The following is a 22,590-nucleotide window of genomic DNA, read 5'->3' as shown; positions in this document are numbered from 1 at the left end:
CTGTTCAACATCTGTTCGCTATCTCTTTCGCTGACCAAAAATCAATCATCTTCATTAATAGAAAGGACGCAAAAAATGACAGCAATCAACTTCGCCGTAATCGGCTATGGTGGTATGGGTTCCTACCATATCCACAACATCATACCTAATGAAAACGAACGAATTCACGTCGTAGGAACTTACGATATTTCTGGTGAACGTCAAAAAATCTCCAGTCAACATAATCATAAAATTTATGACTCGTTAGAAGAAGTACTAACAGATGAAACAATCGAAGCCGTACTGATTGCGACACCCAATGATTCTCACAAAGACTTAGCGATTCAAGCACTAAAATCAGGAAAACATGTCGTCTGCGAAAAACCAGTTACGATGAATGTAGCAGAATTAGATGAAATCCTAAACGTTGCCAAAAAAACAGGCCAAACCTTTATGGTCCATCAAAATCGTCGTTGGGACCCAGATTTTCTAATCACGCGGGAGTTATACAAAAATCAACAAATCGGAGAATTATTCCAAATCGAAACCCGAGTTCAAGGGGCTAACGGTATTCCTGGAGATTGGCGTCATGAATTAAAACATGGTGGTGGAATGCTTTTAGACTGGGGAGTTCACTTATTAGACCAGCTATTATTTCTAGTCGATAGCCGCATCGAAAAAGTATCTGCCGATTTAAGCTATATTCTTGGCGATGAAGTCGACGATGGTTTTATCACCTATATTATTTTTGAAAATGGCATCCGAGCAATCGTCGAAGTGGGCACAACCAATTACACTAAACTACCACGCTGGTATCTAAAAGGAACCCAAGGCACGGTAATCATTCACGATTGGGATTTAACGGGTGAAATGGTGGTCGAATCAGGGAAACAAGATATTCAAGCACCAAAACCAATTCAAGCAGGTGTGGGCTTAACGAAAACGATGGCACCGCCATCAGAAGAGGCAACAGAAACAAAAGCTTTACCACAAGCAACTGCTGAATACGATACATTCTATAAAAACTTTTACAATGTTGTAAGAGAAAAGGCCGAACCTGTAGTTAAAAATGAAGAAGTTCGGCAAGTAATGGTGCTGATTGAAGAAATTTTTAAAACTGCGAAAAGATAGATAAGTCTAAGGTAAAGTTTCCTAGAAGAGGGAGCTTTACTTTTTTTTCGTCTAAGCATAAAATATTAAAGGACGCTTTACGAAAGAGAAAAGGGAGAATGGTGTGAAGAAAAAATTACAAATACTCAATAAAAAACCAGTTAAGTATTCGCTGATCGTGATAGGATTACTGTTACTGGCTTTAATTAGCAACTTATATTTACAATGGTGCCAAAATGAATTGTCATTGGATTTAGTGTTTAAATTTGCCTTTTCATGGCATACAGAAAAATTTATTCTAGGCAGTCTAGTCCTACTGATATTTTTATTATTTTTATGCAGTTTAGCGGGTTCGCTGCTTCTTGGAAGTGCGCTTTATGCCATTACGATCGGTATTTTAGGTTTTGCTGATTATCAAAAAATGTTTTACCGAACAGAACCGATCTATCCAGATGATCTAAAAATGATCACTGAATTTGGCTTATTAAGAGAAATGATCGGAACGATTCCCTTCATTATTATTTTATTGATTGCAGGGATTGGTTTGTTCTTTTTCGCAAGAGCCATTTACAAAAGTCGCTTGCTGTCAAAAAAAATACAGATCATTCGCATTTCAGGTTTAATGATCACAATGGCATTATTGGTGTATGTCAGTGATTTCAACAACCCAAATAATCTATTAAGAAAAGCCTATAACGAAACTGCTTTGTGGATTCCGTATAGTCAAAAAATGAATTATTATAATACCGGTTTTATGGGTGGTTTTTTATATAACTTAAAAGTGGACGCAATGGACAAACCAGAAAACTACTCACAAAAGACCATCGAAGGCATTACATCAAAATACACAAAAACAGCTCAAGAGACAAAAAGTTCATTGGAAGAACAACCAAATATTATCTTTGTGATGAGCGAGAGTTTTTCAAATCCGCAACATTTAAATGGTGTAACCGCCAATAAAGATCCATTAAAAGCGTATTACGATATTGCCAAAACAACCTATAGTGGTCAAATGCTCTCGCAAAATTACGGTGGAGGAACTGCAAATATTGAATTTGAGGCTTTAACCAGTTTTTCTATGGAATTGTTCAATCCTCAACTGACGACGCCTTATACAATGTTGATCCCGAAAATGAAAGAAATTCCATCGATCGTTTCACTTTTAAATCAGCAAGACTATCGAACAACAGCCATTCATCCGTACAATACATCAATGTATAAGCGCAAAGATGTGTACCAAACAATGGGATTTAATCAATTTATTAGTGAAGAGACGATGAATTACACAGAAACACTTGAAAATAATCCTTATATATCTGATGAATCGGCCTATAAAGAAGTATTGGACTTATTAAAAGAAGAGCAAAATCCGCAATTTGTTCATTTAGTGACAATGCAAACCCATATGCCATACAGCGATAAATATAAGACCTCAGATTATTCTTCACAAAGTTTAGGAAATAAAAAGGCAATCGACAGCTACATGCAAGATGTTGCTTATAGTAGTGAAGCATTGAAGCAATTTACAAGGGAATTGAAAGAACTGAAAAGACGAACTTTAGTTGTTTTTTGGGGCGATCATTTGCCTAGTATCTACTCAGATGAAATCAAGGCGGACAACGATGAAGTGAACATGCATCAAACAGAATTTTTAATGTATGATAATCAAGGAAAACTTAGCGAAAAAAATACCCATGACGCTGTTACCAGTCCCTTTTACTTTGCTCCTTCACTATTTGAACAAAGCGGCATGGAAATGACTGGTTTTTACCAACTACTATCGGAATTAGAAAAACAAGTACCCGCTTTTGAGAAAAGTTTCTATTATAAAGATAAAAAATGGAGTAAGACACTTGCCCTTAATAAAGAACAAGAAGAGTTGTATGAAGACTATCGTTTGATTCAATATGATGTTGTTTCTGGAGAGCGTTATAGTTTAAAAAATGATTTTTTTAAATAAAAAGAGGAGTACACGTGATGAGTTTTAAAAAGAAAGACAATCAGATTTACTATAATCCCATTCGGCGAGCTGTCATACAACATCAAATGATCCAACCGGGAGATAAAGTAGCGATTGGCATGAGTGGTGGAAAAGACAGTACTAGTCTATTGTATTTTTTAGATATGATCAGTAAGCAAAAACGCCTAGGCTTTGAATTTGAAATCGTGCCAATCACTTTAGCGATGGGGTTTGATATGGACATCAGTCCTTTGCAGGAATTTGTGGAAGGATTAGGCTATGAACTAGATGTTGTGCCAACAAATATTGCTCAAGTTGTATTTGACATTCGAGAAGAACGCTCGCCTTGTTCCCTTTGTGCCAAATTGCGTCGAGGCATTTTGTATAAGCGTGCCAAAGAAATCGGCTGTAATAAAGTAGCTTTGGGTCATCATCTGGATGATGCAATTGAAACTTACTTTATGAATTTTCTATTTCACGGTCAAATGGCTAGTTTTGACCCGATCAGCTATTTATCAAAAACAGATATTACGCTGATCCGTCCATTGCTTTATGTTGAAGAGAAACAGATTATTCAGTTTGTTCAAAGAGAAGAGCTGCCTGTCATTTTTAACCCATGTCCAGTTGATAAGAAAACTAAACGAGAAGAAATCAAACATCTTGTTAGCGGATTAGCTCAAAACTATCCTGATATTAGAGAAAAATTTATTATGGGAATGGAGCAAGGGATATCTGAGAATTTCTGGACGAAGTCGATGAAACCAATTGATCATTTGTAGTTAGCCTCTAGAGGGACGGAATAGAATGAAGAAATTAATAGCGTTGTTTTTATTGGTACTTGTGGGATGTTCTGAGACGAGTTTACTTAAAACACAAGAAGAAATAAGCTTCGAAAAAACTAAGAGCGAAAAAGCCGATTTTAAATTTGAAGGGAAAAAATTGCTGATCACGAACAACTCAGAAGATGTTCTCACCGTTTTTGAATCAGAAACGAAATTTTCAATAGAAAAAAAAATGGATTTTAGCTGATAGAACGACCGGTCTCCTTGCGTGGTCTGGTGGTGTTTCAAGCAAGACTGTTTATGAATATGATTTAACTAATGAACTTTCGGAAATTGATTCAAATAAGGTCAAAATAACTGTGTATTATACTTTTGGATCTAGCACGGAAGGCAAAAGCCATGAAAAAGAGATGATTTATGAACAATAGATATTATACGGAATGAGCTAGCAAAAGAAGCTGTTCTGCAGCCGCTAATTCAAAAAACTAAGACTGAGACATAACGCTATGAGTCATGTCTCAGTCTTAGTTTTTTTGATTAATTACGACTTTCTTCCTATTATATGGATTAAAAATCAAAATAAATCATTTGTTACCCTTGAGGACTACCAAAAATTCATTCTAAAGTCCTATGACAAATAACTAAAAAGAAGGCATAATAGGTACATAAGGAAAACACCCTCGGGTGAAAAATTTGCTAAGGAGGCAATTTCCATGAAAGAAAGAGAAAGAGTATTAGACTTAGTTAAAAAAGGTATCCTATCTTCAGAGGAAGCTTTAGTTTTATTAGAAAATATGGCGACAGAAAAAGATGAAAAACAAATCAAAAAAGCTGCCGACCAAGTAAATGCAACTGTTGACACAAAAGAAAATGACAAAGTCGTAGATTTATTAAATAAGTTAGAAAGTCAAAAAGAAGAAGAAATCGTTGAACCTGAAATTTCTGATGAAGACGTCAAAGCAAAAGAAGCACAAGACCATGAACGTTTAGAAAAAATTCTAGACAATCTAGCGACAGAAGCAAATCGCGCATCTGTTGAGTTGGATGAAATCAACGCTGAAATTGCAGGCGTTAAAGAAGAAATCAAGGAAGCACAAGAAAAATTGATGGAACTAAACACTAAAGAAGAATTGAGCGAATTAACAAATGAAGAGTTAGAGTTGAGAACTTCATTAGAAGCTGAAATCAAATCTTTAGAAGATTCATTAGACGAAAGAATCCAAGAAAAAATTGCTTTAGAAGCTGAACTGAAAAACATTCGCAAAGAGCAATGGTCTGAAACAAAAGATCGTGTTACTTCAAAATTTGATATTCCGGATGATTGGAAAGATCAAGCTACAGATACGATCAATCAAGTTGGCGAAAAAATGAGTGAAGCGGGCTCTCAATTAGGTTCTTTCTTGAAGAAAACATTTAATGCATTCTCAGAAACCATGAACGATAATATGGAATGGAAAGATGTTAGCTTTAAAGTACCAGGAGTTGCTACAACGAAATTTGATCATGAATTTAACTATCCTGCACCACTTGCAAGTTTGATCGATGTTAAAGTAGCAAATGGGAATATCGTGTTTAAAACATGGGATCAACCAGATGTTAAAGTAGAAGGTAAAATCAAACTTTATGGTAAAATGGATGCTGAAACACCGCTTGAAGCATTCTTGGAAAGAAGCCAAATCGATGTAGATGATGAAGTCATTTCATTCCAAATTCCAAATAAACGGGTTCGTGCAGATCTAATTTTTTACTTACCTGAGCGCACATTTGATCACGTATCAATCAAATTATTAAATGGAAATGTATTAGTTGAATCATTAAAAGCAAAAGATGTTTATACTAAGTCAACAAATGGTTCAATCACATTTAATCACATTGATGCAACGATGCTTGAAATCGAAGGCGTGAATGGTGATATCAAAGTGTTAGATGGTGAGATCTTAGACAATATCATTGAAACAGTTAATGGTACTGTAACGATCGCTGCAACACCACAAACAATCGGTGTTTCATTGATCAATGGTGATGTTCGTATCACAGCGAAAGAAAAAAATCTACGTAAAGTCGAAGCAAGTTCTGTTAACGGAAATGTGAAAATCGCATTACCAAATGAACTTGGTGTCGAAGGAACCGTAAAAACTAGCTTAGGCAGTATCAATAGCCGTTTAAGTGACTACGAAGTGATTCGTGAGAAAAAAGAAAGAACGAATCAATTACTACAATTTAGACGATTAAATAATGAAGATATGGCTCAAATCAATGCTTCTACAACAACAGGAAACATTTATTTAAAAGACACAGATAAATAGATGTGTAGAACTTGATTGTTTAAAACGTGTCAACTCTACGTTGATAGTTAAGAAAAATCCTCTTAGCTATCAATGTAGAAATAATTAGAAAAAAAGGATGATTCTTCATCCATTCTATTGTAAAATCTAAGAGATGAGAGGTGAAAAAAATGAGAAAACGATTGACAAAATCTCCTAATAACGTGGTATTAACAGGAACCTTAGCGGGAATTGCAGAATGGTTAGGTATCGATCCTACGATTGTACGTGTGATTTATGTGATAGCTAGTTTTATCTTTATTGGCAGTCCGATTTTACTATATATTCTGTTAGCTGTGTTGATTCCTTCTGGTAGAAGTAGAAATTACAACGGTTATGGACATCAAAATCCATATAATAGAAATACCCGTAATCCAAATCCATACGCTAATGAACAAAAACAAAGAAAACAAGCAGAAAAAGTGAATGATGATGACTGGAGTGACTTTTAATGACCTATTTTCAACGTTTGATCGTTAATACGTTGACATTTATTTCACTCTCAGTAATTTTTCCAAATATGATTTATGTGAGAAGTATCTGGATGGCGATCATTGCAGCATTTGTGCTTTCCATATTAAATATGCTAGTAAAACCAGTGTTGACGATTTTATCACTTCCATTTACTTTACTTACATTTGGCTTGTTTAGCTTCATTGTGAATGCAGCGATTTTGAAGATGACATCTTCTTTCGTTGGTGAGATGAATTTTGGATTTTCTAGCTTTGGAGCAGCGATTCTAATGGCAGTGATCATGTCTGTAGTTAATATGATTGTTAGTGAACGTAATCTGGATAAATACAAAGAATAAGGATAAAACCCAAACGATAAGTTGGGTTTTATCCTTTTCTTTATGCAAATGGATCAGCAAGTTCAACTAATTGACATTCATTGTGTTGATTAATATAGCTAGATAAAATATTGATAAAATCAACTTGTTCTTTAGAAAATTGCTGAATTTTTTCAGGTTCATTTTTTGGAAGAATTTTTTTAGCTAATTCATTCGGTGTATATTTAGAAAAGGTTTGCTTCGTAAGTGTTCGACTAGCAAGCACGATTCCTTGGTGGACTAGATAATATTTAATTTTGTAGCCAATCGGAATATATAGCAGTTGCCAATTTGTTTGGTTTGCTAAAACTAATTTTTTATTTTGATTGAAAAAACGAATAAGGAATTGCCAATCTTCACGTAGTTTCGCTGCTTTTTCAAATGAATAATTTTCAGAAGCCGAAAGCATTTTTGCTTCTAAGCGTTTTTGAGGCAGTTGATTATTCAAGATAAATGCACCGAGTAATTCTTCCGTAATGACACTTAGATCTAGTGGAGGTGTGAAATTTTCAGAGAAAGACTGTTGCCAGTAATTTTTTTTGTTCAGTCCATATAAATTTTCCAAAATCAGTTTTAATTCTGAAAGTTTTCGGTTGATCGGAAAAGGACCAAAACAATTTTCTGTTGTTGGGATAGAGCGTATATTAATGGTTAGATCGTTATTTTCAGTATGAATTTCAATATATTTATATTTCTCAAAAGAATTCATTTGACGATTATAGATGGGTCTGTATTCTTGAATCAGTTGGCATTCTAATAAAAGTGCATCAAGCTCAGAGTCTACTTCAATAACATCAAAATCAGTTAGTTGTTGAATCAGTCTTAGGGTTTTACTAGAATGCTGTTTGTTTTTGACAAAGTAGCTTCCGACCCGTTCACGCAGTTTTTTTGCTTTCCCTACGTAAATAATTGTTTCATGTTTATCTTTCATTAGATAGACGCCTGGAGTTAAAGGTAAATTTCTTGCTTGTTCTTTTAAATTATTTTTCATAAGAAACACATCCAATTGATTGTTTTTGACTGGATAAGTGATACAAACTAAGTATACAAATTAATGAGAGATAGTCAATCATTCGTTACGACTCAACGAGATGCTGTTTGATACTGGATAAGATAAGAAAGGAATAAAATTTGATGGGACAAAACATGGACAATCTTCTTAATAGCTAGAAAGTTCTCACCTGAAATGATAAAATGGAACGAGTAGAGAACTGAAAGGAATGGATGATCAATATGGAAGAAGTTGTAAAAATTCATCAACTGGTAGAGAAGCTTTCTTTAGAAGTCGTTTATGGCGATGAAGAAAGTTTAAATAGAGAAATCACAACAGGAGATATTTCCCGTCCTGGACTGGAATTGACTGGGTACTTTAATTATTATCCTCACAATCGGTTGCAGTTATTTGGTAGTAAAGAGATCACATTTTCTGAACGGATGATACCTGAGGAACGTTTGATGGTGATGCGTCGTTTATGTGAGAAGGACACACCAGCTTTTATCATTTCTAGAGGGCTAGAAGCGCCTGAAGAGATGGTACAAGCAGCGAAAGAAAAAGGGTTAGCAGTGTTGCGTTCACCGATTTCTACATCGAGATTGTTAGGAGAGTTATCCAGTTATCTGGATAGTCGCTTGGCAGCAAGAACAAGTGTACATGGCGTTTTAGTCGATGTTTATGGGCTTGGCGTCTTGATTCAAGGTGATAGTGGTATCGGTAAAAGCGAGACAGCATTAGAGTTGATCAAGCGTGGGCATCGATTGATTGCGGATGATCGTGTAGATGTTTATCAGCAAGATGAATTGACTGTTGTGGGTGAACCACCGAAGATTTTACAGCATTTGATCGAAATTCGCGGAATCGGAATCATAGATGTAATGAATTTATTTGGAGCAAGTGCTGTGCGTGGTTTTATGCAAGTACAACTTGTGGTTTACTTAGAAGCATGGGAAAAAGATAAGAAATATGATCGTTTAGGTTCGGATGATGCAATGGTAGAAATTGCTAGTGTTGATGTTCCTCAAATTCGTATTCCTGTGAAAACAGGACGAAATGTTGCGATTATCATTGAAGTGGCAGCCATGAATTTCCGTGCGAAAACTATGGGATATGATGCAACAAAATCATTTGAAGAACGTTTGACTCGTTTGATTGAGGAAAATTCAGGGAATATCTAGCTACGCGGGCTGGCACTTCGGAAAAAAGATAAATGATGACAGAGGTAAAGAACACTTCAGTCATAGTTTTCTATTTTTCTGTCGGAGCTGAGCGAGCCCATTCTGTTTGTAATAATATCTAGCTACGCGGGCTAGCAATTCGGAAAAAAGATAAATGATGACAGAGGTAAAGAACACCTCAATCATAATTTCCTATTTTTCTGTCAGAGCTGAGCGAGCCCGCTTCGCTTTTAAATTAGGAGGAAGCCAAATGTTAGGACAAGTAAATCCAGTTGCACTAAATCTTTTTGGAATCGCTGTGTACTGGTATGCAATTATTATTGTTTCCGGAATCGTACTAGCTGTTTGGCTAAGTAGTAGAGAAGCAGTTCGTGTCGGTTTAAAAGAAGATGATGTGATTGATTTTATGTTATGGGGCTTACCAAGTGCCATTATTGGTGCTCGTTTGTATTATGTGATTTTTCAGTGGCAAGATTATGTGGATAATCCAATCGAAATTATTTTGACTAGAAATGGTGGACTAGCGATTTATGGTGGTTTGATCGGTGGGGGTCTGGCATTATTTTTCTTTACAAGGCATCGTTTTATTTCAACTTGGACTTTTTTAGATATTGCAGCTCCAAGTGTGATTTTAGCGCAAGGGATCGGACGTTGGGGGAATTTTATGAACCATGAAGCGTATGGTCCAGCAACTACACGAGCCTTTTTAGAAGGTTTACATTTACCTAAATTCATTATTGATAATATGAATATTGATGGAACATATCATCAACCGACTTTCTTATATGAATCAATCTGGAATGTCTTAGGTTTTATCGTATTGATTACTTTAAGAAAAAAGAAAAATTTCTTAAAAGAAGGCGAAGTCTTTTTAGGCTATATTATCTGGTATGCTTTCGGCCGATTCTTTATTGAAGGCATGCGTACAGATAGTTTATACGCATTTGGAAGTATTCGGGTCTCACAATTAGTTTCTCTGGTGTTATTTTTCGGTGCGATTGCACTGGTGGTTATTCGCCGTAAAAAAGGATCAGTAGAGTTTTATAATCGTGAAAAAGGAACCGCAAAAAAGGCAGTTTAGAACTGCCTATTCCCCTTAAGCTATGGTAGAATGTTAAGTGGGTATGAAAGTTATAAAATTAGTAATTTATTTTGGTTAGTTAAAGAAATAGGAATCTGAATGATGAGTATAAATTTGCAAAAAAGCGAGACGATGTATTCAGCTTTTCTTATTTTGAAAGGAGATTTTCACCAATGAAACAAAAAGTTGCTGTTTTAGGTCCTGGTTCATGGGGAACCGCATTGGCACAAGTTTTAGCAGAAAATGGTCATGAGGTTCGCATTTGGGGACATAATAAAGCACAAATTGATGAAATCAACACGCACCATACGAATCATCACTATCTTCCTGATTTAGTCATTCCAGAATCCATTCAAGGGAAGATGTCGCTGGAGGAATGTATTGCAGACGCAGATGCGGTCTTGTTTGTTGTTCCAACAAAAGCGATTCGGACGGTTGCACAAGAGTTTACAGCTAAATGTAGGAATCAGCCATTGATCATTCATGCTAGTAAAGGCTTGGAACAGGGGAGTCATAAACGTATATCAGAAGTTTTAATGGAAGAAATTCCAGCTGAAAAAAGACGAGGTGTAGTTGTATTATCTGGTCCAAGTCATGCAGAAGAAGTAGCGGTTCATGATATTACAACGATTACTGCTGCAAGTGAGAATCTAGTAGAAGCAACGTATGTTCAAAAGCTATTTATGAATGATTATTTTAGAATTTATACAAATGATGATGTGATTGGTGTAGAAACAGGCGCAGCCTTGAAAAATATTATTGCTCTAGGTGCTGGTGCGATTCATGGGTTGGGATTTGGTGATGACGCAAAAGCTGCAATCATGACACGTGGTTTAGCTGAGATCAGTCGCTTAGGTGTGGCGATGGGCGCAAATCCTTTAACGTTTATTGGATTGAGCGGAGTTGGTGACTTGATTGTTACTTGTACCAGTGTTCACTCACGTAATTGGCGTGCTGGAAATCTTCTTGGAAAAGGACATAGTCTAGATGAAGTTCTTGAAAACATGGGCATGATTGTTGAGGGTGTTTCAACCACAAAAGCAGCCTACGAATTGTCTCAACAGCTGAATGTTGACATGCCGATTACAGAAGCTATTTATAAGGTGTTGTATGAAGGTCAAGATGTAAGACAAGCAGCAAAAGAGATTATGCTGCGTGATGGTAAGATGGAAAACGAATTTTCAATATAATTTTTAGGAGGCCATTTGGCATGAAAGTAAAAAAAGCGGTTATACCAGCAGCTGGATTAGGAACAAGATTTTTACCAGCGACAAAAGCAATGGCAAAAGAAATGCTGCCAATCGTGGATAAACCAACGATTCAATTTATTGTGGAAGAAGCGTTGGCATCTGGGATCGAAGATATTTTGATCGTTACAGGAAAAGCAAAGCGTCCGATCGAAGACCATTTCGATGCAAATTTTGAACTAGAAAGTAATCTTCGTGAGAAAAATAAAACAGATTTATTGAAATTAGTAGAAGAAACAACAGATGTCAATCTTCACTTTATTCGTCAATCTCATCCTAAAGGGTTAGGACATGCGGTTTTACAAGCAAAAGCATTTGTTGGAAATGAACCATTCGTTGTAATGCTTGGCGACGATATCATGGAAGACAAAATTCCGTTGTCTAAACAATTGATGAATGATTATGATGAAACTCATGCATCAACGATTGCTGTAATGAAAGTTCCTCATGAAGAAACTTCAAAATATGGTATCATCAATCCAGAAGCTGAAGTTTCCAAAGGCTTGTATAATGTGAATAATTTTGTTGAAAAACCGACACCAGAAGAAGCGCCGAGTGATTTAGCGATTATCGGACGTTACTTACTCACACCAGAGATTTTCCATGTATTAGAGTCACAAGAACCAGGTGCTGGTGGTGAAATTCAATTAACGGATGCGATCGATACATTGAATAAAACCCAACGTGTATTTGCTAGAGAATTCACAGGTAAACGTTATGATGTCGGTGATAAGTTTGGATTCATGAAAACCAGTATTGAATATGGGTTAGTTCACCCAGAAGTGAAAGATAATTTACGTGATTATATCATTGAGTTGGGTGCTGAATTAGCAAAAGAAGGTGCACCAAAAGAAAAATAGTATAAAAAGAGTAATAAGTAAAGACAGAACAAGTAAGTTCTGTCTTTTTTCTATTAAATCGTTGTGGAGACATACACTATAAATTGGTATAATCAAGATAACAAAATCAACTGAATAATTTGTGAAAAAGGGCAGTTGGTGTTATTCTAAGAACATGGAATAATTGATGGAAGGAGCAAGAATATGACAGGTGGAGAGGTTGCAGCGATCATTGCTGCAGTAGCGTTTGCTGTATTAGTAGTATTTATTGTTTTGGTATTGATAAAAATCGGTAAAACAGTAGAGAGAGTGACTACTACAGTAGATGAAGCAAACAAAACGATTGAGGTCGTAACAAAAGATGTAGACATTTTATCAAGACAAGTGGAAGGTCTTTTAGTGAAAAGTAATGAGTTGTTAGATGATGTAAACAAAAAAGTAGCAACAATCGATCCATTATTTGCGGCGGTTGCAGATTTAAGCGAGAGTGTTTCTGAATTGAATTACTCTAGCAGAAATTTACTTGGAAAAGTCGGATCAGTTGGGAAGACAACTGCTAAAGCAGGTGTGGTCAGCAAAGTTGGCGGAGCAGCTTTTAGAGCATTTCGTCCAAAGAAAACATCTAAAACGAGCGAAGCTACTAAATAATAAAAGATAACGGAGGAATAAACATGGCGAAAAAAGGTGGATTTTTTTTAGGAGCAATTATCGGTGGAACAGCAGCGGCAGTTGCGGCTCTTTTATTAGCACCAAAATCAGGTAAAGAATTACGTGAAGATTTGTCAAACCAAGCAGATGATTTTAAAGATAGAGCAACGGACTATACAGATTACGCTATGCAAAAAGGTTCTGAATTATCATCGATTGCGAAAGAAAAAGCAAGCGTGCTAGGTGAACAAGCAAGTGATTTAGCTGGTAATGTCAAAGATAAGACGAAAGATTCATTAGATAAAGCACAAGGCGTTTCAGATACAGTTTTAGAGTCATTTAAAAAACAAACGGACGATTTATCTGATCGCTTTAAAAAGACTGCTCAAGATGTAAATGATCAAGTTGATGAATTAGGCGACATCGCAGAAGATGCTTCAGATGATATCTTTATTGATGTTAAAGAATCTGCAAAAAAAGCAAAAGCAACAGTTTCAGAAGGTGTTGCTGAAGCAAAAGAAGTAACGAAAGATGTTCCAGAAAAAGTAGAAGAAGCAAAAAAAGAAACAAAGCAAGCAGCTGAAGAGACAGTAGAAGAACTTAAAGGGAAATAGAATAACAAAAAGACCATCAGCATGTTAAAGAGAATGCTGATGGTCTTTTTATTGTTTTAATCAATAATCATTAATTCTTTTGATGTTTTTGTAAAAGCTTCACAACCTGTTTTAGTCACATGTAAACAATCCTCGATACGCACACCCACTTGGTTTGGAATATAAATACCTGGTTCGATAGAAAAACACATGCCTTCTTCAATCACTAGGTCATTTCCAGTTACTAGAGAGGGATATTCATGAACAGTAGTCCCAATTCCATGTCCTAAACGGTGATTAAAATATTCACCATAACCATAGCTGCTGATAACACCACGCGCAACTTCATCTAATTCTCCAGCAGTAATACCTGGTTTTACTGCATCCATCGCTTTTAACTGCGCTTCTAAAACGATTGAATAGATTTCTTTTTGGAAATCAGTTGGTTCTTTATAAGCAACTGTTCGCGTAGCATCACTGCAGTAACCGTTATAAACAACACCAAGGTCAAATAAAACCAAATCTTGTTTAGCAACGGTTGTACCACCAGGATTTCCATGAGGGCTAGCGGCATTTTTTCCAGTTAAAACTAAAGTATCAAAGCTCATTGAACGAATTCCTTGTCGTTTTAGTTGATATTCAATTTCAGCTAAGATCTCTTGTTCTTTAGCACCTTCTTTGATTGCTTTAAACCCGATCTCAAAAGCAACATCCGCCCAATTTCCTGCCTCCATAAGTTTTTCAACTTCAGAAGGAGTTTTGAGTAGTTGTAATTTTTCAATGACTGGTGTGACATTGCCTGAGAAATCACTAGTTGGAAAATAACTATTTAAAATATCAAAACGAGCAATAGTTAAAGCTTCTTTCTCAGTCGCAATTTTATTTGGAGTACCATTTTTTTTAATCAACTGGGCAATTTTTTCCCAAGGATTTTCGCTGTCAAGATAGCCATAAACTGGATAGCTCCAAGTACTTTTTTCAGCATCTTCCACTTCTAAAGCTGGGGTAAATAAAAAAGGGTCATGATTTAATGAGATAAATAAAGCTAAAACCCGCTCGTGCGGATCGCTTTTATAGCCGGAAAAATAGGCAATATGACCAGGATCACTAATATAAGTGAGGTCGATATTTTCGCTGGTCATCCATTTTTTTAGTTCATTCATTTTTTCTTGATTCATAGATATCCTTCTTTCTTTTAGCATTCCTTACTTTAAAACGCATCTTTATCATACCATGAAATGACGTAAAGCGCTTTTTGAAATATAGAGTAAATTTTCATGAAAATAGGATAAAACGGTTGCAAAAATAAAAAAACTCTGCTATTCTTAGTGAGAAATGTAAACAGCGTTTTCAGAAAATGAAAAAAACTATAAATATTTAGGAGAATAAACATGGAAAAACAAACAATTACCATTTATGATGTTGCTCGTGAAGCAAATGTGTCCATGGCGACTGTATCTCGTGTAGTTAATGGTAACCCTAACGTAAAACCTGCTACGCGAAAAAAAGTGTTAGAAGTAATTGACCGCTTAGACTATCGTCCCAATGCTGTAGCCCGCGGCTTAGCAAGTAAAAAAACAACGACTGTAGGAGTTATTATCCCTGATGTTAGTAATATCTTTTTTGCTTCGCTAGCACGAGGAATCGATGATGTTGCGACAATGTATAAATACAATATTATTTTGGCAAACTCAGACAGCAATGATCAAAAAGAAGTCAATGTACTGAATAATCTTTTAGCTAAGCAAGTTGATGGAATCATCTTTATGGGCCATCACATTACGGATGAGATTCGTGGCGAATTTTCTCGCTCTAAAACACCTGTTGTTTTGGCAGGCTCGATCGATCCTGATGAGCAAGTCGGCAGTGTAAATATCGATTATGCAGAAGCAACTAAAGATGCTACAAACTTATTAGCTAAAAATGGCAATAAAAAGATTGCCTTTGTTAGTGGTGCATTGATCGATCCTATCAATGGTCAAAATCGTATTAAAGGCTACAAAGAAGCTCTAGCTGACAATGGCTTATCTTATAATGAAGGCTTGATTTTTGAAGCTGAATATAAATTTAAAGCTGGTATCTCATTAGCTGAACGAATCCGCAACAGTGGTGCGACAGCAGCTTATGTAACAGATGATGAGTTAGCAATCGGCTTATTGGATGGTATGATCGATGCTGGTGTGAAAGTACCAGAAGAATTTGAAATCATCACAAGCAATAACTCATTATTAACAGAAGTTTCTCGTCCGCGTCTTTCAAGCGTTACACAGCCGTTATATGATATTGGTGCGGTAGCAATGCGTCTATTAACAAAATTAATGAACAAAGAAGAAATCGAAGATAAAACAGTTATCTTACCATATGGTATGGATCAAAAAGGTTCAACTAAATAATATAGTATAACTGTAAACCTTATCGATTATCAGTGACACTCCCTATAAAGTAGAAACTAGAGCTCAAAGCTAGTATACTTAGATTATGGGAGTGTTTTTTTGTTTGAAAAAAATGCTGATGCTTAAAAGGTAAAAATATTGGGAAACATTCCGATACTATCAAATTGTATAAATGAAATAAGGAAGGGGTAGTTTCAATGAATATGAGAGAAAGAATCATTGCGGGTAAATTATTTTTAGATAATTGTGAGGGCTTGCCAGAAAAGCGCTTGCAGGCCAAAAAAAGAATGATGGCTTTTAATCAAACCGCTCCTGATGAAGTAGGACGAAGATTTCAGCTCTTGGATGAAATCTTTGGAACAAAAGTAAATGCGTGGATTGAACCGCCATTTTATTTTTGTTATGGTAGCAATATTGAACTTGGAGAAGAATGTTACATAAATATGGGGTGTAGTTTTATTGATGACGCCAAGATTAAGATTGGAAATAAAGTAGCTTTTGGTCCAGGAGTGACAATCGCAACTGTAGGGCATCCCATACATCCTGATTACAGACGTTTGATGTATGGTGATCCCGTAACGATTGAGGATAATTGTTGGATCGGAGCGAATACGACGATTTGTCCTGGTGTAACGATTGGTGAAAATAGTGTTATAGGTGCCGGCAGTGTTGTGACAAAAGATATTCCCAAAAATTCGGTTGCGGTAGGAAATCCTTGTAAAGTAATCCGCGAAATCAATGAGAGAGATCGTGCATTTTATTATAAAGATCGACCTTTTTTAGCAGAAGATTTAGAAGATGTATACCGTTTAAATAGTACAAAATAATATAGAAGAGCCTCACACAAAACGACAACAAGTTTTGTGTGAGGCTTTAAATTTAACTTAAATAGATTAGTTATTATTTTTTTCGCTTGAAGAAGGGGTTGAATTTTCTTTTTTCTTATCTTCTTTTTTCTCAGACGAAGGTGTCGTTGTCGAACCTGCACTTGAAGAAGGTGGCGTTGTTGCATAGCGTCCCCAATACGCACTGTAGTTTGCATCTGATCCACCATAGCCAAATTTGTATTGGCTTTTTGGCGCACCGTCTTTTGCATAAAAGGATTCAACATTTGGTCCAGGAGCAGTATACGTTCCACCGTTATAGGTGAAAGTACCAGGTTTTTCTCCTGTAAAACTTGATACTTTTGATTTGATCACATCTTTTGAAAGTGTGAATTTTTCACCAGCACCGAATAAATCAGGTCTAACGGAATAGATGGCATTTGCCAGATTTGCTAAGTAGGCACTATTTTGATCACCGCTATTAGGGCTCATTGCAGTAGGGATATCATAACCTGTCCAAGAACCTAAGGTAATAGTCGGTGTCGAAACAACTAACCAAGCATCTTTATACAAATCGGTTGTTCCTGTTTTACCAACCCAATCCACATTTCCAAAAGCAGGATTAAGACCATTGATCATATTTTTGAACGGAGTGGTTATTTTTGAATCTAAGACAGAACGCATCATGTCATTCATGATCGAAGCTGTGGCTTCAGAATAGACTTGAACCGGTGCATCTTTATGTTCATAGATAACTTTTCCGCTATTGTCTGTGATCTTATCAATCATATAACCTTTTTGATATTGTCCTTTATTAGCAAGAGCTTGAAATCCATTGGTTTGTGTTAGAACGGTTGTTTCAACGGACCCTAGAGGAGCAGATTGATAAGCCCAAGCGTCACTAGCTGGGTAATTCATTTTACTTAGATAATTATTATAAGAAAAATTGTCGTCTCCCATTTGAGTTTTCATGGCTTCATTTAAATGGTAGACAGGGATATTGTATGACCACTCTAATGAATGACGGACAGTATCAAATGTATTTGTTCCAGAATTTGTTGCATTAGCAAGTTCCTTGCCGCTACTACTGTATGTGGTAGGATAATTGGCTAGGCGACTTTCTGAACCGATCAAACCTTGATCGATAGCTGGTCCATAGACGGAAATCGGTTTAATCGTAGAACCAACTTGTCGGACTGTATCTAGCGCATGATTACTTTGGCTGACATTAAAGTCACGACCCGCAACAAAGCCGATGATTTTACCTGTTTTGTTGTCCATCAACACATTCCCAGTCTCAACAAGTCCAGCACCATAACCATCATCTAACATATAACCATAGGCTGCGACAGCATTTTGCATGGTATCGTAAACGGTTTGGTCGATTGTTGATTGAATCGTATAACCACGATTTTGAATTTCATTTCGGGCTTGATCCTTGTATTGAGAAAGTCCCAGGTCATCCAGTGTTTCTTTTTTGATCCCAGCTTTTTCTATATTGATATCCATAACGACATTAGTCGCTTGTTCTAAAACAGCATTATATAAGTAGCCTTCAGTATTTTGATTGGACTCTTGCTGTGGTTGGAAATCTTGCTTTAAGTCATAGCTTTTGGCGGCTTCATATTCTTCTTTTGTAATAGCTTTTTCCCGATACATACTGAATAGAACAAAATCTTTTCGTTTCATTCCATAAGCCATGTTTTCGTCATCTTTTAAAGCACCTGTGTTGCTATAGGGTGTGTAGATGATGGGACTTTGCGGCAAGCCTGCAATAAATGCTGCTTGAGGAAGTGTTAGGTCGTTAGCATTTTTACCAAATAGACCTTTTGCTGCTTCTTCAACACCTGCAATATTTTCTCCTTTGTTATTACGACCGAAAGGTGAAACATTTAGATAAGTAGTCACAATCTCATCTTTTGAAAAATACTTTTCAATACGATAAGCGAGTAAAATCTCGTTCGCTTTTCGCTTAAAAGTTGTTTCATCGGTTAAAATTTGTTGCTTGACCAATTGTTGTGTGAGTGTTGAACCCCCAGATGAACCACCCATGCCTGTGGCATCAGAAACAAGGGCACGAATCACAGCTTTTGGAACCACACCTTTGTGTTCTTCAAAGTATTCATCCTCAGTAGAAATAATAGCTTTTTTCAAGAGAGGAGAGATGTGTTCACTATCAACTCTTGTTCTAACCAAGTCTGACTTGATCATCGCAATATTTGTACCATCCGCATAAGTCATACGGGAAACTTCAGTGATATCACTGATTTCTGTCTGTAGTTCTTCTTTTGTTGGCGGTTGTGTATCTTCAACTAGAAAAGCAAAATAGCCCATCCCGATCCCAAGACCCAAAGCACCACCTAATAGTAGAATAACCACTGCAAAAACAAATAAGGATTGCAGTACACGAATCACTACATTTATAATCAAAAAAATCTTTTTCTTTTCTGGTACTTTATTAGAATGTTGTTCCGTGTTACGGGAATTATTCTGATTGTCCAAACGCTTCACCTCAATATAATGTTACATTCCGTGATATTATAGCAAAAAAACTCTATAATGAACAGTTGTTCAGGTCTTTATAAGTTCTTAATCAAAAAAACTTAATAAAAATGGGTAGAGAAAGCTAGTTCATATTTTGGCTTATTTGTATAAAATGAAGGATGTACGTATAGTGATTTCCTTATTTTTCTATATTTTCTTCTACTCTAAATAGTACGATCTTTTTGATTAAGTCAACGGGTAATTCACGATCCAAAGGAATTTGAATCGCACCTTTACTTGTTTTAAAGTCCTTTAGTTCATTTTTAAAAGCTTCAATAGCACTTGGAGTAGGATAAAAGCCAATATGACTTTTAGCATTAGCAAAGTGAACTAAATTACCATTCAAATAGAAGGTAGGCATTCCATAAGATATTTTTTCTGTAGCTTGTGGGACAAGTTGTTTGATTGTTGTATAGAGTTGTTGCAATTTTGCTTGGCGATCTTCTGGGATAGTTGAGATATAGTCTTCAATGATTGTCATAGTAATCGTTCCCTACTTTCTGATTGGATAATATGTTTAGTATACCATGCTGTAAAGCGTGTAGGTGTTATTTTAATTCAGAAAAACATAGAGTGTGAAAGAAGTAACCGTTTTATGGTACACTATCAGTGCGTCGTAGAACAGGATGAAAGGCTGAAAATAATGGCAAAATCAATTGTTGAAAAATTGAACTTAATGAATTATTCAACTAAAGCAGTAGTCAATCGACCAACGAAAGAGTATTTATCGGAAATACTTGAATCGCAAAAGCAACTGCCTACAAAATCGGTAGATTTACTCTTTATTTTTGTAGAGACGATGGGGGAGTTTAAACAAGTTGTTTCAGAAGTGATCGAAAAGCAATTGCTTAATAAAAATGGGGCACTTTTTGTTGCTTATCCTAAAAAAGGGAATAAAAAGTATTCAACATTTGTTCATCGCGATGAGATTTTTCCCGCACTTCAAGTGGATGATAGTGATGGCTATGTAGCAAATAGTACGTTAAAATTTAATCGAATGGTAAGTTTAGATGAGACATTTACAGTAACTGGCATGAAAAATATCGAGCGAAAAGCCAAAAATAAAGCTAGCAGTAGCGCTCGTGTAGATGATTACATTCAGTTTATACCAGAAATAGAAGCGTTTATTGAACAGCACAAAGAAGCAAAAATGTTGTTTGATCAATTAACTCCTGGTTATAAAAAAGATTGGGCCAGATATGTTTATAGTGCTAAACAAGAAGTGACGCAAGAAAAACGAAAAAATGAAATGATCGATATTCTGACAAAAGGGTTTAAATCAAAGGAGTTATATCGTCAATATTTAGCAAAATGAAGGAGGGGATACTATGGATGATGTACAAAAATATGTAGAAAACATCGATGAAAAATGGCAAGATTCTTATCAACGATTGGCGACAGTCATCGCAGAAAATATACCTGAAGGATTTGTCTTACGCTTGCAATATGGAATACCGACATATGTAGTTCCTTTAAGTGTTTTTCCAGAAGGATATTTAGGTAGGAAAGATGAGCCACTACCATTTATCAGCTTAGCTTCTCAAAAAAAGCATCTATCTTTGTATCATATGGGGATTATGGGAAATAAAAAATTACTGGCTTGGTTTCAGGAAGAATACCAAAAAGTGGTTCCAACAAAATTGAATATGGGTAAAAGTTGTATTCGTTTCAGTAACCCAAAAAATATTCCTTATGAGTTGATTGGGGAATTAGTTAGTAAAATTTCAATGGAAGAATGGGTTGCTAGTTATACTCGTTTTACAGAGAAAGATAAGAAGTAGATTGTGTTTTATAGAAGAAGCAAAAAGATTGTTTTTTCTGATGGTTTCACGTACTCTTTTAAAGGATGAGAAATAGTGTAGTTTGTAGAATTTTAACTGAAAATAGGATAGTGCTTTGGAGAAAAGATTCTCTTATTTTCATTCGGGGCAGAACGTTGTTACCGTATGTTATCTAGCTACGCAGGCTAACTCCTCGGAAAAAAGATAAAATCCGATTGTGGCGAAAAGCGCCACCCTCTGATTTTCCTATTTTTCATTCGGAGTTGGACGAGCCTGCTACGCTTTTTAAAATTATCTAGCTTCACGAGCTAGTCTCTCGGGAAAAAGATAAAAAATGATTGAGACTGAACGAGCTCGTTCAGCTTTTAAACTTAGGAGGATCATTATGTTATTAGGTTCACATGTTAGTATGAGTGGTAAAAAAATGTTATTAGGGTCAGCGGAAGAGGCTGCTAGTTATGGTTCAACGACTTTTATGATCTATACAGGCGCGCCGCAAAATACACGCCGTAAACCAATTGAAGAGATGAACATTGAAGCAGGTCAACAATTTATGGCTGAGCATGATTTAAGTAATATCGTTGTTCATGCGCCTTATATTATTAATTTAGGTAATACAATCAAATTAGAGAATTTTGGTTTTGCAACGTCATTTTTACGTCAGGAAATTGAGCGTGCCCATGCATTAGGCGCAACGCAAATCACCCTTCACCCTGGAGCCCATGTAGGAGCAGGTGTGGATGCTGGTTTGAAACAAATCATCAAAGGTCTTGATGAAGTCTTATGGAAAGAACAAGTGCCGCAAATTGCACTTGAAACAATGGCAGGTAAAGGAACCGAGTTAGGTCGGACGTTTGAGGAGTTAGCAACGATCATTGAAGGGGTTAAGTTGAATGAAAAATTATCTGTTACAATGGATACTTGTCATATCAATGATGCTGCTTATAACGTGAAAGATGATTTTGATGGTGTTTTAGAAGAATTCGATAAAATCATTGGATTAGATCGTTTGAAAGTAGTTCATGTCAATGATTCTAAAAATCCGATGGGCTCTCACAAAGATCGCCATGCAAATATCGGGTTTGGAACAATTGGATTTGATGCACTAAATAAAGTCGTTCACCATGAAAAATTAAAAGAACTACCAAAAATTTTAGAAACACCTTATGTGGGTGCTGATAAAAAGACAAGTAAAGCACCATACGGTTATGAAATTGCTATGTTAAAATCACAAAAATTCGATCCAGATTTATTGGACAAAATTGAAGGGCAATAATAATACAGGTAATACCGTTTCGTTTTGCTATAGCTTGTCCTTTTCTCAAAAGGCTAGCTCGTAAAGTTAGAGAAAATAAGGAGAAATGGTCTTTCGTAAATTTCTTGTGAGGAAAATGACAAAAGACCTTTTCTTTTTGGTCTGTTTCTAGTAAAATGATTTCTTGAGAGCAATTTAATAAAACGGGATAAATAGTCCCATTAAAAAT

The 22,590-nt window shown here is 36.0% G+C and carries 22 protein-coding genes; 18 read left to right on the top strand and 4 right to left on the bottom strand.

Translation table 11 applies throughout. The features are described from left to right. Nucleotides 1–75 precede the first annotated feature (75 nt). The 7 genes from AC4BB7_RS11825 (at nucleotide 76) to AC4BB7_RS11795 (ending at nucleotide 6,966) form a co-directional block, all read left to right on the top strand. Nucleotides 76–1,110: a Gfo/Idh/MocA family protein gene (locus tag AC4BB7_RS11825; RefSeq protein WP_490483146.1), complete on the top strand. Its 1,035-nt coding sequence runs from the start codon at nucleotides 76–78 to the stop codon at nucleotides 1,108–1,110. A gap of 103 nt (nucleotides 1,111–1,213) precedes the next feature. Then, nucleotides 1,214–3,049, top strand: coding sequence for an LTA synthase family protein (locus tag AC4BB7_RS11820; RefSeq protein WP_490483145.1), 1,836 nt, complete (start codon nucleotides 1,214–1,216; stop codon nucleotides 3,047–3,049). A gap of 17 nt (nucleotides 3,050–3,066) precedes the next feature. Beyond that, nucleotides 3,067–3,828: a tRNA 2-thiocytidine biosynthesis TtcA family protein gene (locus AC4BB7_RS11815; RefSeq protein ID WP_490483144.1), complete on the top strand. Its 762-nt coding sequence runs from the start codon at nucleotides 3,067–3,069 to the stop codon at nucleotides 3,826–3,828. Nucleotides 3,829–3,853: 25 nt separating this feature from the next. Continuing rightward, nucleotides 3,854–4,078, top strand: a complete 225-nt coding sequence (locus AC4BB7_RS11810) for a hypothetical protein (RefSeq protein WP_490483143.1) — start codon at nucleotides 3,854–3,856, stop codon at nucleotides 4,076–4,078. A 466-nt stretch (nucleotides 4,079–4,544) separates the two neighbouring features. Next, nucleotides 4,545–6,137, top strand: coding sequence for a daptomycin-sensing surface protein LiaX (liaX, locus tag AC4BB7_RS11805; RefSeq protein ID WP_086313700.1), 1,593 nt, complete (start codon nucleotides 4,545–4,547; stop codon nucleotides 6,135–6,137). Nucleotides 6,138–6,286: 149 nt separating this feature from the next. Further along, on the top strand, nucleotides 6,287–6,607 hold the full coding sequence (locus AC4BB7_RS11800) for a PspC domain-containing protein (protein ID WP_490483142.1): 321 nt from the start codon (nucleotides 6,287–6,289) through the stop codon (nucleotides 6,605–6,607). Further along, on the top strand, nucleotides 6,607–6,966 hold the full coding sequence (locus AC4BB7_RS11795) for a phage holin family protein (RefSeq protein ID WP_086313698.1): 360 nt from the start codon (nucleotides 6,607–6,609) through the stop codon (nucleotides 6,964–6,966). The genes AC4BB7_RS11800 and AC4BB7_RS11795 overlap by 1 nt, the downstream gene beginning before the upstream one ends. A 40-nt stretch (nucleotides 6,967–7,006) precedes the next feature. Here AC4BB7_RS11795 and AC4BB7_RS11790 read toward each other — a convergent pair whose 3' ends face one another. After that, nucleotides 7,007–7,975 (bottom strand): GIY-YIG nuclease family protein, encoded by a 969-nt coding sequence (locus AC4BB7_RS11790; protein WP_490483141.1) that lies wholly within the window; start codon nucleotides 7,973–7,975, stop codon nucleotides 7,007–7,009. A gap of 242 nt (nucleotides 7,976–8,217) precedes the next feature. Between AC4BB7_RS11790 and hprK the strand changes: the two genes are divergently transcribed. The 6 genes from hprK to AC4BB7_RS11760 all read left to right on the top strand — a co-directional run bounded on the left by hprK (nucleotide 8,218) and on the right by AC4BB7_RS11760 (nucleotide 13,585). Further along, on the top strand, nucleotides 8,218–9,156 hold the full coding sequence (hprK, locus tag AC4BB7_RS11785) for an HPr(Ser) kinase/phosphatase (protein WP_086313696.1): 939 nt from the start codon (nucleotides 8,218–8,220) through the stop codon (nucleotides 9,154–9,156). A 250-nt stretch (nucleotides 9,157–9,406) separates the two neighbouring features. Further along, the gene (gene lgt / locus AC4BB7_RS11780) at nucleotides 9,407–10,237 is read left to right on the top strand and encodes a prolipoprotein diacylglyceryl transferase (RefSeq protein ID WP_086313695.1); all 831 of its coding nucleotides are present in this window, start codon (nucleotides 9,407–9,409) and stop codon (nucleotides 10,235–10,237) included. 173 nt (nucleotides 10,238–10,410) lie between these two features. Further along, entirely contained in the window at nucleotides 10,411–11,427 is a 1,017-nt protein-coding gene (locus tag AC4BB7_RS11775; protein ID WP_086313694.1) for an NAD(P)H-dependent glycerol-3-phosphate dehydrogenase, read from the top strand. A 20-nt stretch (nucleotides 11,428–11,447) separates the two neighbouring features. Continuing rightward, nucleotides 11,448–12,344, top strand: coding sequence for a UTP--glucose-1-phosphate uridylyltransferase GalU (galU, locus tag AC4BB7_RS11770; RefSeq protein ID WP_490483140.1), 897 nt, complete (start codon nucleotides 11,448–11,450; stop codon nucleotides 12,342–12,344). 183 nt (nucleotides 12,345–12,527) lie between these two features. Next, nucleotides 12,528–12,971 (top strand): DUF948 domain-containing protein, encoded by a 444-nt coding sequence (locus AC4BB7_RS11765; protein WP_086313692.1) that lies wholly within the window; start codon nucleotides 12,528–12,530, stop codon nucleotides 12,969–12,971. 23 nt (nucleotides 12,972–12,994) lie between these two features. Then, nucleotides 12,995–13,585, top strand: a complete 591-nt coding sequence (locus tag AC4BB7_RS11760; protein WP_490483139.1) for a YtxH domain-containing protein — start codon at nucleotides 12,995–12,997, stop codon at nucleotides 13,583–13,585. Nucleotides 13,586–13,641: 56 nt separating this feature from the next. Here AC4BB7_RS11760 and AC4BB7_RS11755 read toward each other — a convergent pair whose 3' ends face one another. After that, nucleotides 13,642–14,742 carry an aminopeptidase P family protein gene (locus tag AC4BB7_RS11755; RefSeq protein ID WP_490483138.1) on the bottom strand — a complete coding sequence of 367 codons (1,101 nt, stop codon included), beginning with the start codon at nucleotides 14,740–14,742 and terminating at the stop codon, nucleotides 13,642–13,644. Between the two features lie 213 nt (nucleotides 14,743–14,955). Here AC4BB7_RS11755 and ccpA point away from each other — a divergent pair, with 213 nt between their 5' ends. Beyond that, the gene (gene ccpA, locus AC4BB7_RS11750) at nucleotides 14,956–15,957 is read left to right on the top strand and encodes a catabolite control protein A (RefSeq protein WP_086313689.1); all 1,002 of its coding nucleotides are present in this window, start codon (nucleotides 14,956–14,958) and stop codon (nucleotides 15,955–15,957) included. A gap of 197 nt (nucleotides 15,958–16,154) precedes the next feature. Further along, on the top strand, nucleotides 16,155–16,784 hold the full coding sequence (locus AC4BB7_RS11745) for a sugar O-acetyltransferase (RefSeq protein ID WP_490483137.1): 630 nt from the start codon (nucleotides 16,155–16,157) through the stop codon (nucleotides 16,782–16,784). A gap of 66 nt (nucleotides 16,785–16,850) precedes the next feature. Here AC4BB7_RS11745 and AC4BB7_RS11740 read toward each other — a convergent pair whose 3' ends face one another. Beyond that, on the bottom strand, nucleotides 16,851–19,283 hold the full coding sequence (locus AC4BB7_RS11740; RefSeq protein WP_490483136.1) for a transglycosylase domain-containing protein: 2,433 nt from the start codon (nucleotides 19,281–19,283) through the stop codon (nucleotides 16,851–16,853). A 181-nt stretch (nucleotides 19,284–19,464) separates the two neighbouring features. Continuing rightward, a complete protein-coding gene (locus AC4BB7_RS11735; protein ID WP_490483135.1) occupies nucleotides 19,465–19,806 on the bottom strand; it encodes an iron chaperone in 342 nt (113 codons plus the stop codon). A gap of 162 nt (nucleotides 19,807–19,968) precedes the next feature. Between AC4BB7_RS11735 and AC4BB7_RS11730 the strand changes: the two genes are divergently transcribed. From AC4BB7_RS11730 to AC4BB7_RS11720, 3 genes are all read left to right on the top strand, one after another. After that, the gene (locus tag AC4BB7_RS11730) at nucleotides 19,969–20,640 is read left to right on the top strand and encodes a YdeI/OmpD-associated family protein (RefSeq protein WP_490483134.1); all 672 of its coding nucleotides are present in this window, start codon (nucleotides 19,969–19,971) and stop codon (nucleotides 20,638–20,640) included. A 13-nt stretch (nucleotides 20,641–20,653) separates the two neighbouring features. Beyond that, the gene (locus AC4BB7_RS11725) at nucleotides 20,654–21,106 is read left to right on the top strand and encodes a DUF1801 domain-containing protein (protein ID WP_490483133.1); all 453 of its coding nucleotides are present in this window, start codon (nucleotides 20,654–20,656) and stop codon (nucleotides 21,104–21,106) included. 385 nt (nucleotides 21,107–21,491) lie between these two features. After that, the gene (locus AC4BB7_RS11720; RefSeq protein WP_490483132.1) at nucleotides 21,492–22,382 is read left to right on the top strand and encodes a deoxyribonuclease IV; all 891 of its coding nucleotides are present in this window, start codon (nucleotides 21,492–21,494) and stop codon (nucleotides 22,380–22,382) included. Nucleotides 22,383–22,590: the final 208 nt, after the last annotated feature.

The sequence above is a fragment of the Enterococcus sp. AAFC-DPL-5182 genome (assembly GCF_058216605.1).
Note: the sequence above shows the minus strand (reverse complement) of the source record. Positions and strands in the feature narration are given on the sequence as shown.

Bases quoted from the DNA above. Each gene is read 5' to 3' on its own strand.
- AC4BB7_RS11825 (WP_490483146.1), top strand. From the start codon at position 76: ATGACAGCAATCAACTTCGCCGTAATCGGCTATGGTGGTATGGGTTCC.
- AC4BB7_RS11815 (WP_490483144.1), top strand. From the start codon at position 3,067: ATGAGTTTTAAAAAGAAAGACAATCAGATTTACTATAATCCCATTCGG.
- AC4BB7_RS11810 (WP_490483143.1), top strand. From the start codon at position 3,854: ATGAAGAAATTAATAGCGTTGTTTTTATTGGTACTTGTGGGATGTTCT.
- liaX (WP_086313700.1), top strand. From the start codon at position 4,545: ATGAAAGAAAGAGAAAGAGTATTAGACTTAGTTAAAAAAGGTATCCTA.
- AC4BB7_RS11800 (WP_490483142.1), top strand. From the start codon at position 6,287: ATGAGAAAACGATTGACAAAATCTCCTAATAACGTGGTATTAACAGGA.
- AC4BB7_RS11795 (WP_086313698.1), top strand. From the start codon at position 6,607: ATGACCTATTTTCAACGTTTGATCGTTAATACGTTGACATTTATTTCA.
- AC4BB7_RS11790 (WP_490483141.1), bottom strand. From the start codon at position 7,975: ATGAAAAATAATTTAAAAGAACAAGCAAGAAATTTACCTTTAACTCCA.
- hprK (WP_086313696.1), top strand. From the start codon at position 8,218: ATGGAAGAAGTTGTAAAAATTCATCAACTGGTAGAGAAGCTTTCTTTA.
- lgt (WP_086313695.1), top strand. From the start codon at position 9,407: ATGTTAGGACAAGTAAATCCAGTTGCACTAAATCTTTTTGGAATCGCT.
- AC4BB7_RS11775 (WP_086313694.1), top strand. From the start codon at position 10,411: ATGAAACAAAAAGTTGCTGTTTTAGGTCCTGGTTCATGGGGAACCGCA.
- galU (WP_490483140.1), top strand. From the start codon at position 11,448: ATGAAAGTAAAAAAAGCGGTTATACCAGCAGCTGGATTAGGAACAAGA.
- AC4BB7_RS11765 (WP_086313692.1), top strand. From the start codon at position 12,528: ATGACAGGTGGAGAGGTTGCAGCGATCATTGCTGCAGTAGCGTTTGCT.
- AC4BB7_RS11760 (WP_490483139.1), top strand. From the start codon at position 12,995: ATGGCGAAAAAAGGTGGATTTTTTTTAGGAGCAATTATCGGTGGAACA.
- AC4BB7_RS11755 (WP_490483138.1), bottom strand. From the start codon at position 14,742: ATGAATCAAGAAAAAATGAATGAACTAAAAAAATGGATGACCAGCGAA.
- ccpA (WP_086313689.1), top strand. From the start codon at position 14,956: ATGGAAAAACAAACAATTACCATTTATGATGTTGCTCGTGAAGCAAAT.
- AC4BB7_RS11745 (WP_490483137.1), top strand. From the start codon at position 16,155: ATGAATATGAGAGAAAGAATCATTGCGGGTAAATTATTTTTAGATAAT.
- AC4BB7_RS11735 (WP_490483135.1), bottom strand. From the start codon at position 19,806: ATGACAATCATTGAAGACTATATCTCAACTATCCCAGAAGATCGCCAA.
- AC4BB7_RS11730 (WP_490483134.1), top strand. From the start codon at position 19,969: ATGGCAAAATCAATTGTTGAAAAATTGAACTTAATGAATTATTCAACT.
- AC4BB7_RS11725 (WP_490483133.1), top strand. From the start codon at position 20,654: ATGGATGATGTACAAAAATATGTAGAAAACATCGATGAAAAATGGCAA.
- AC4BB7_RS11720 (WP_490483132.1), top strand. From the start codon at position 21,492: ATGTTATTAGGTTCACATGTTAGTATGAGTGGTAAAAAAATGTTATTA.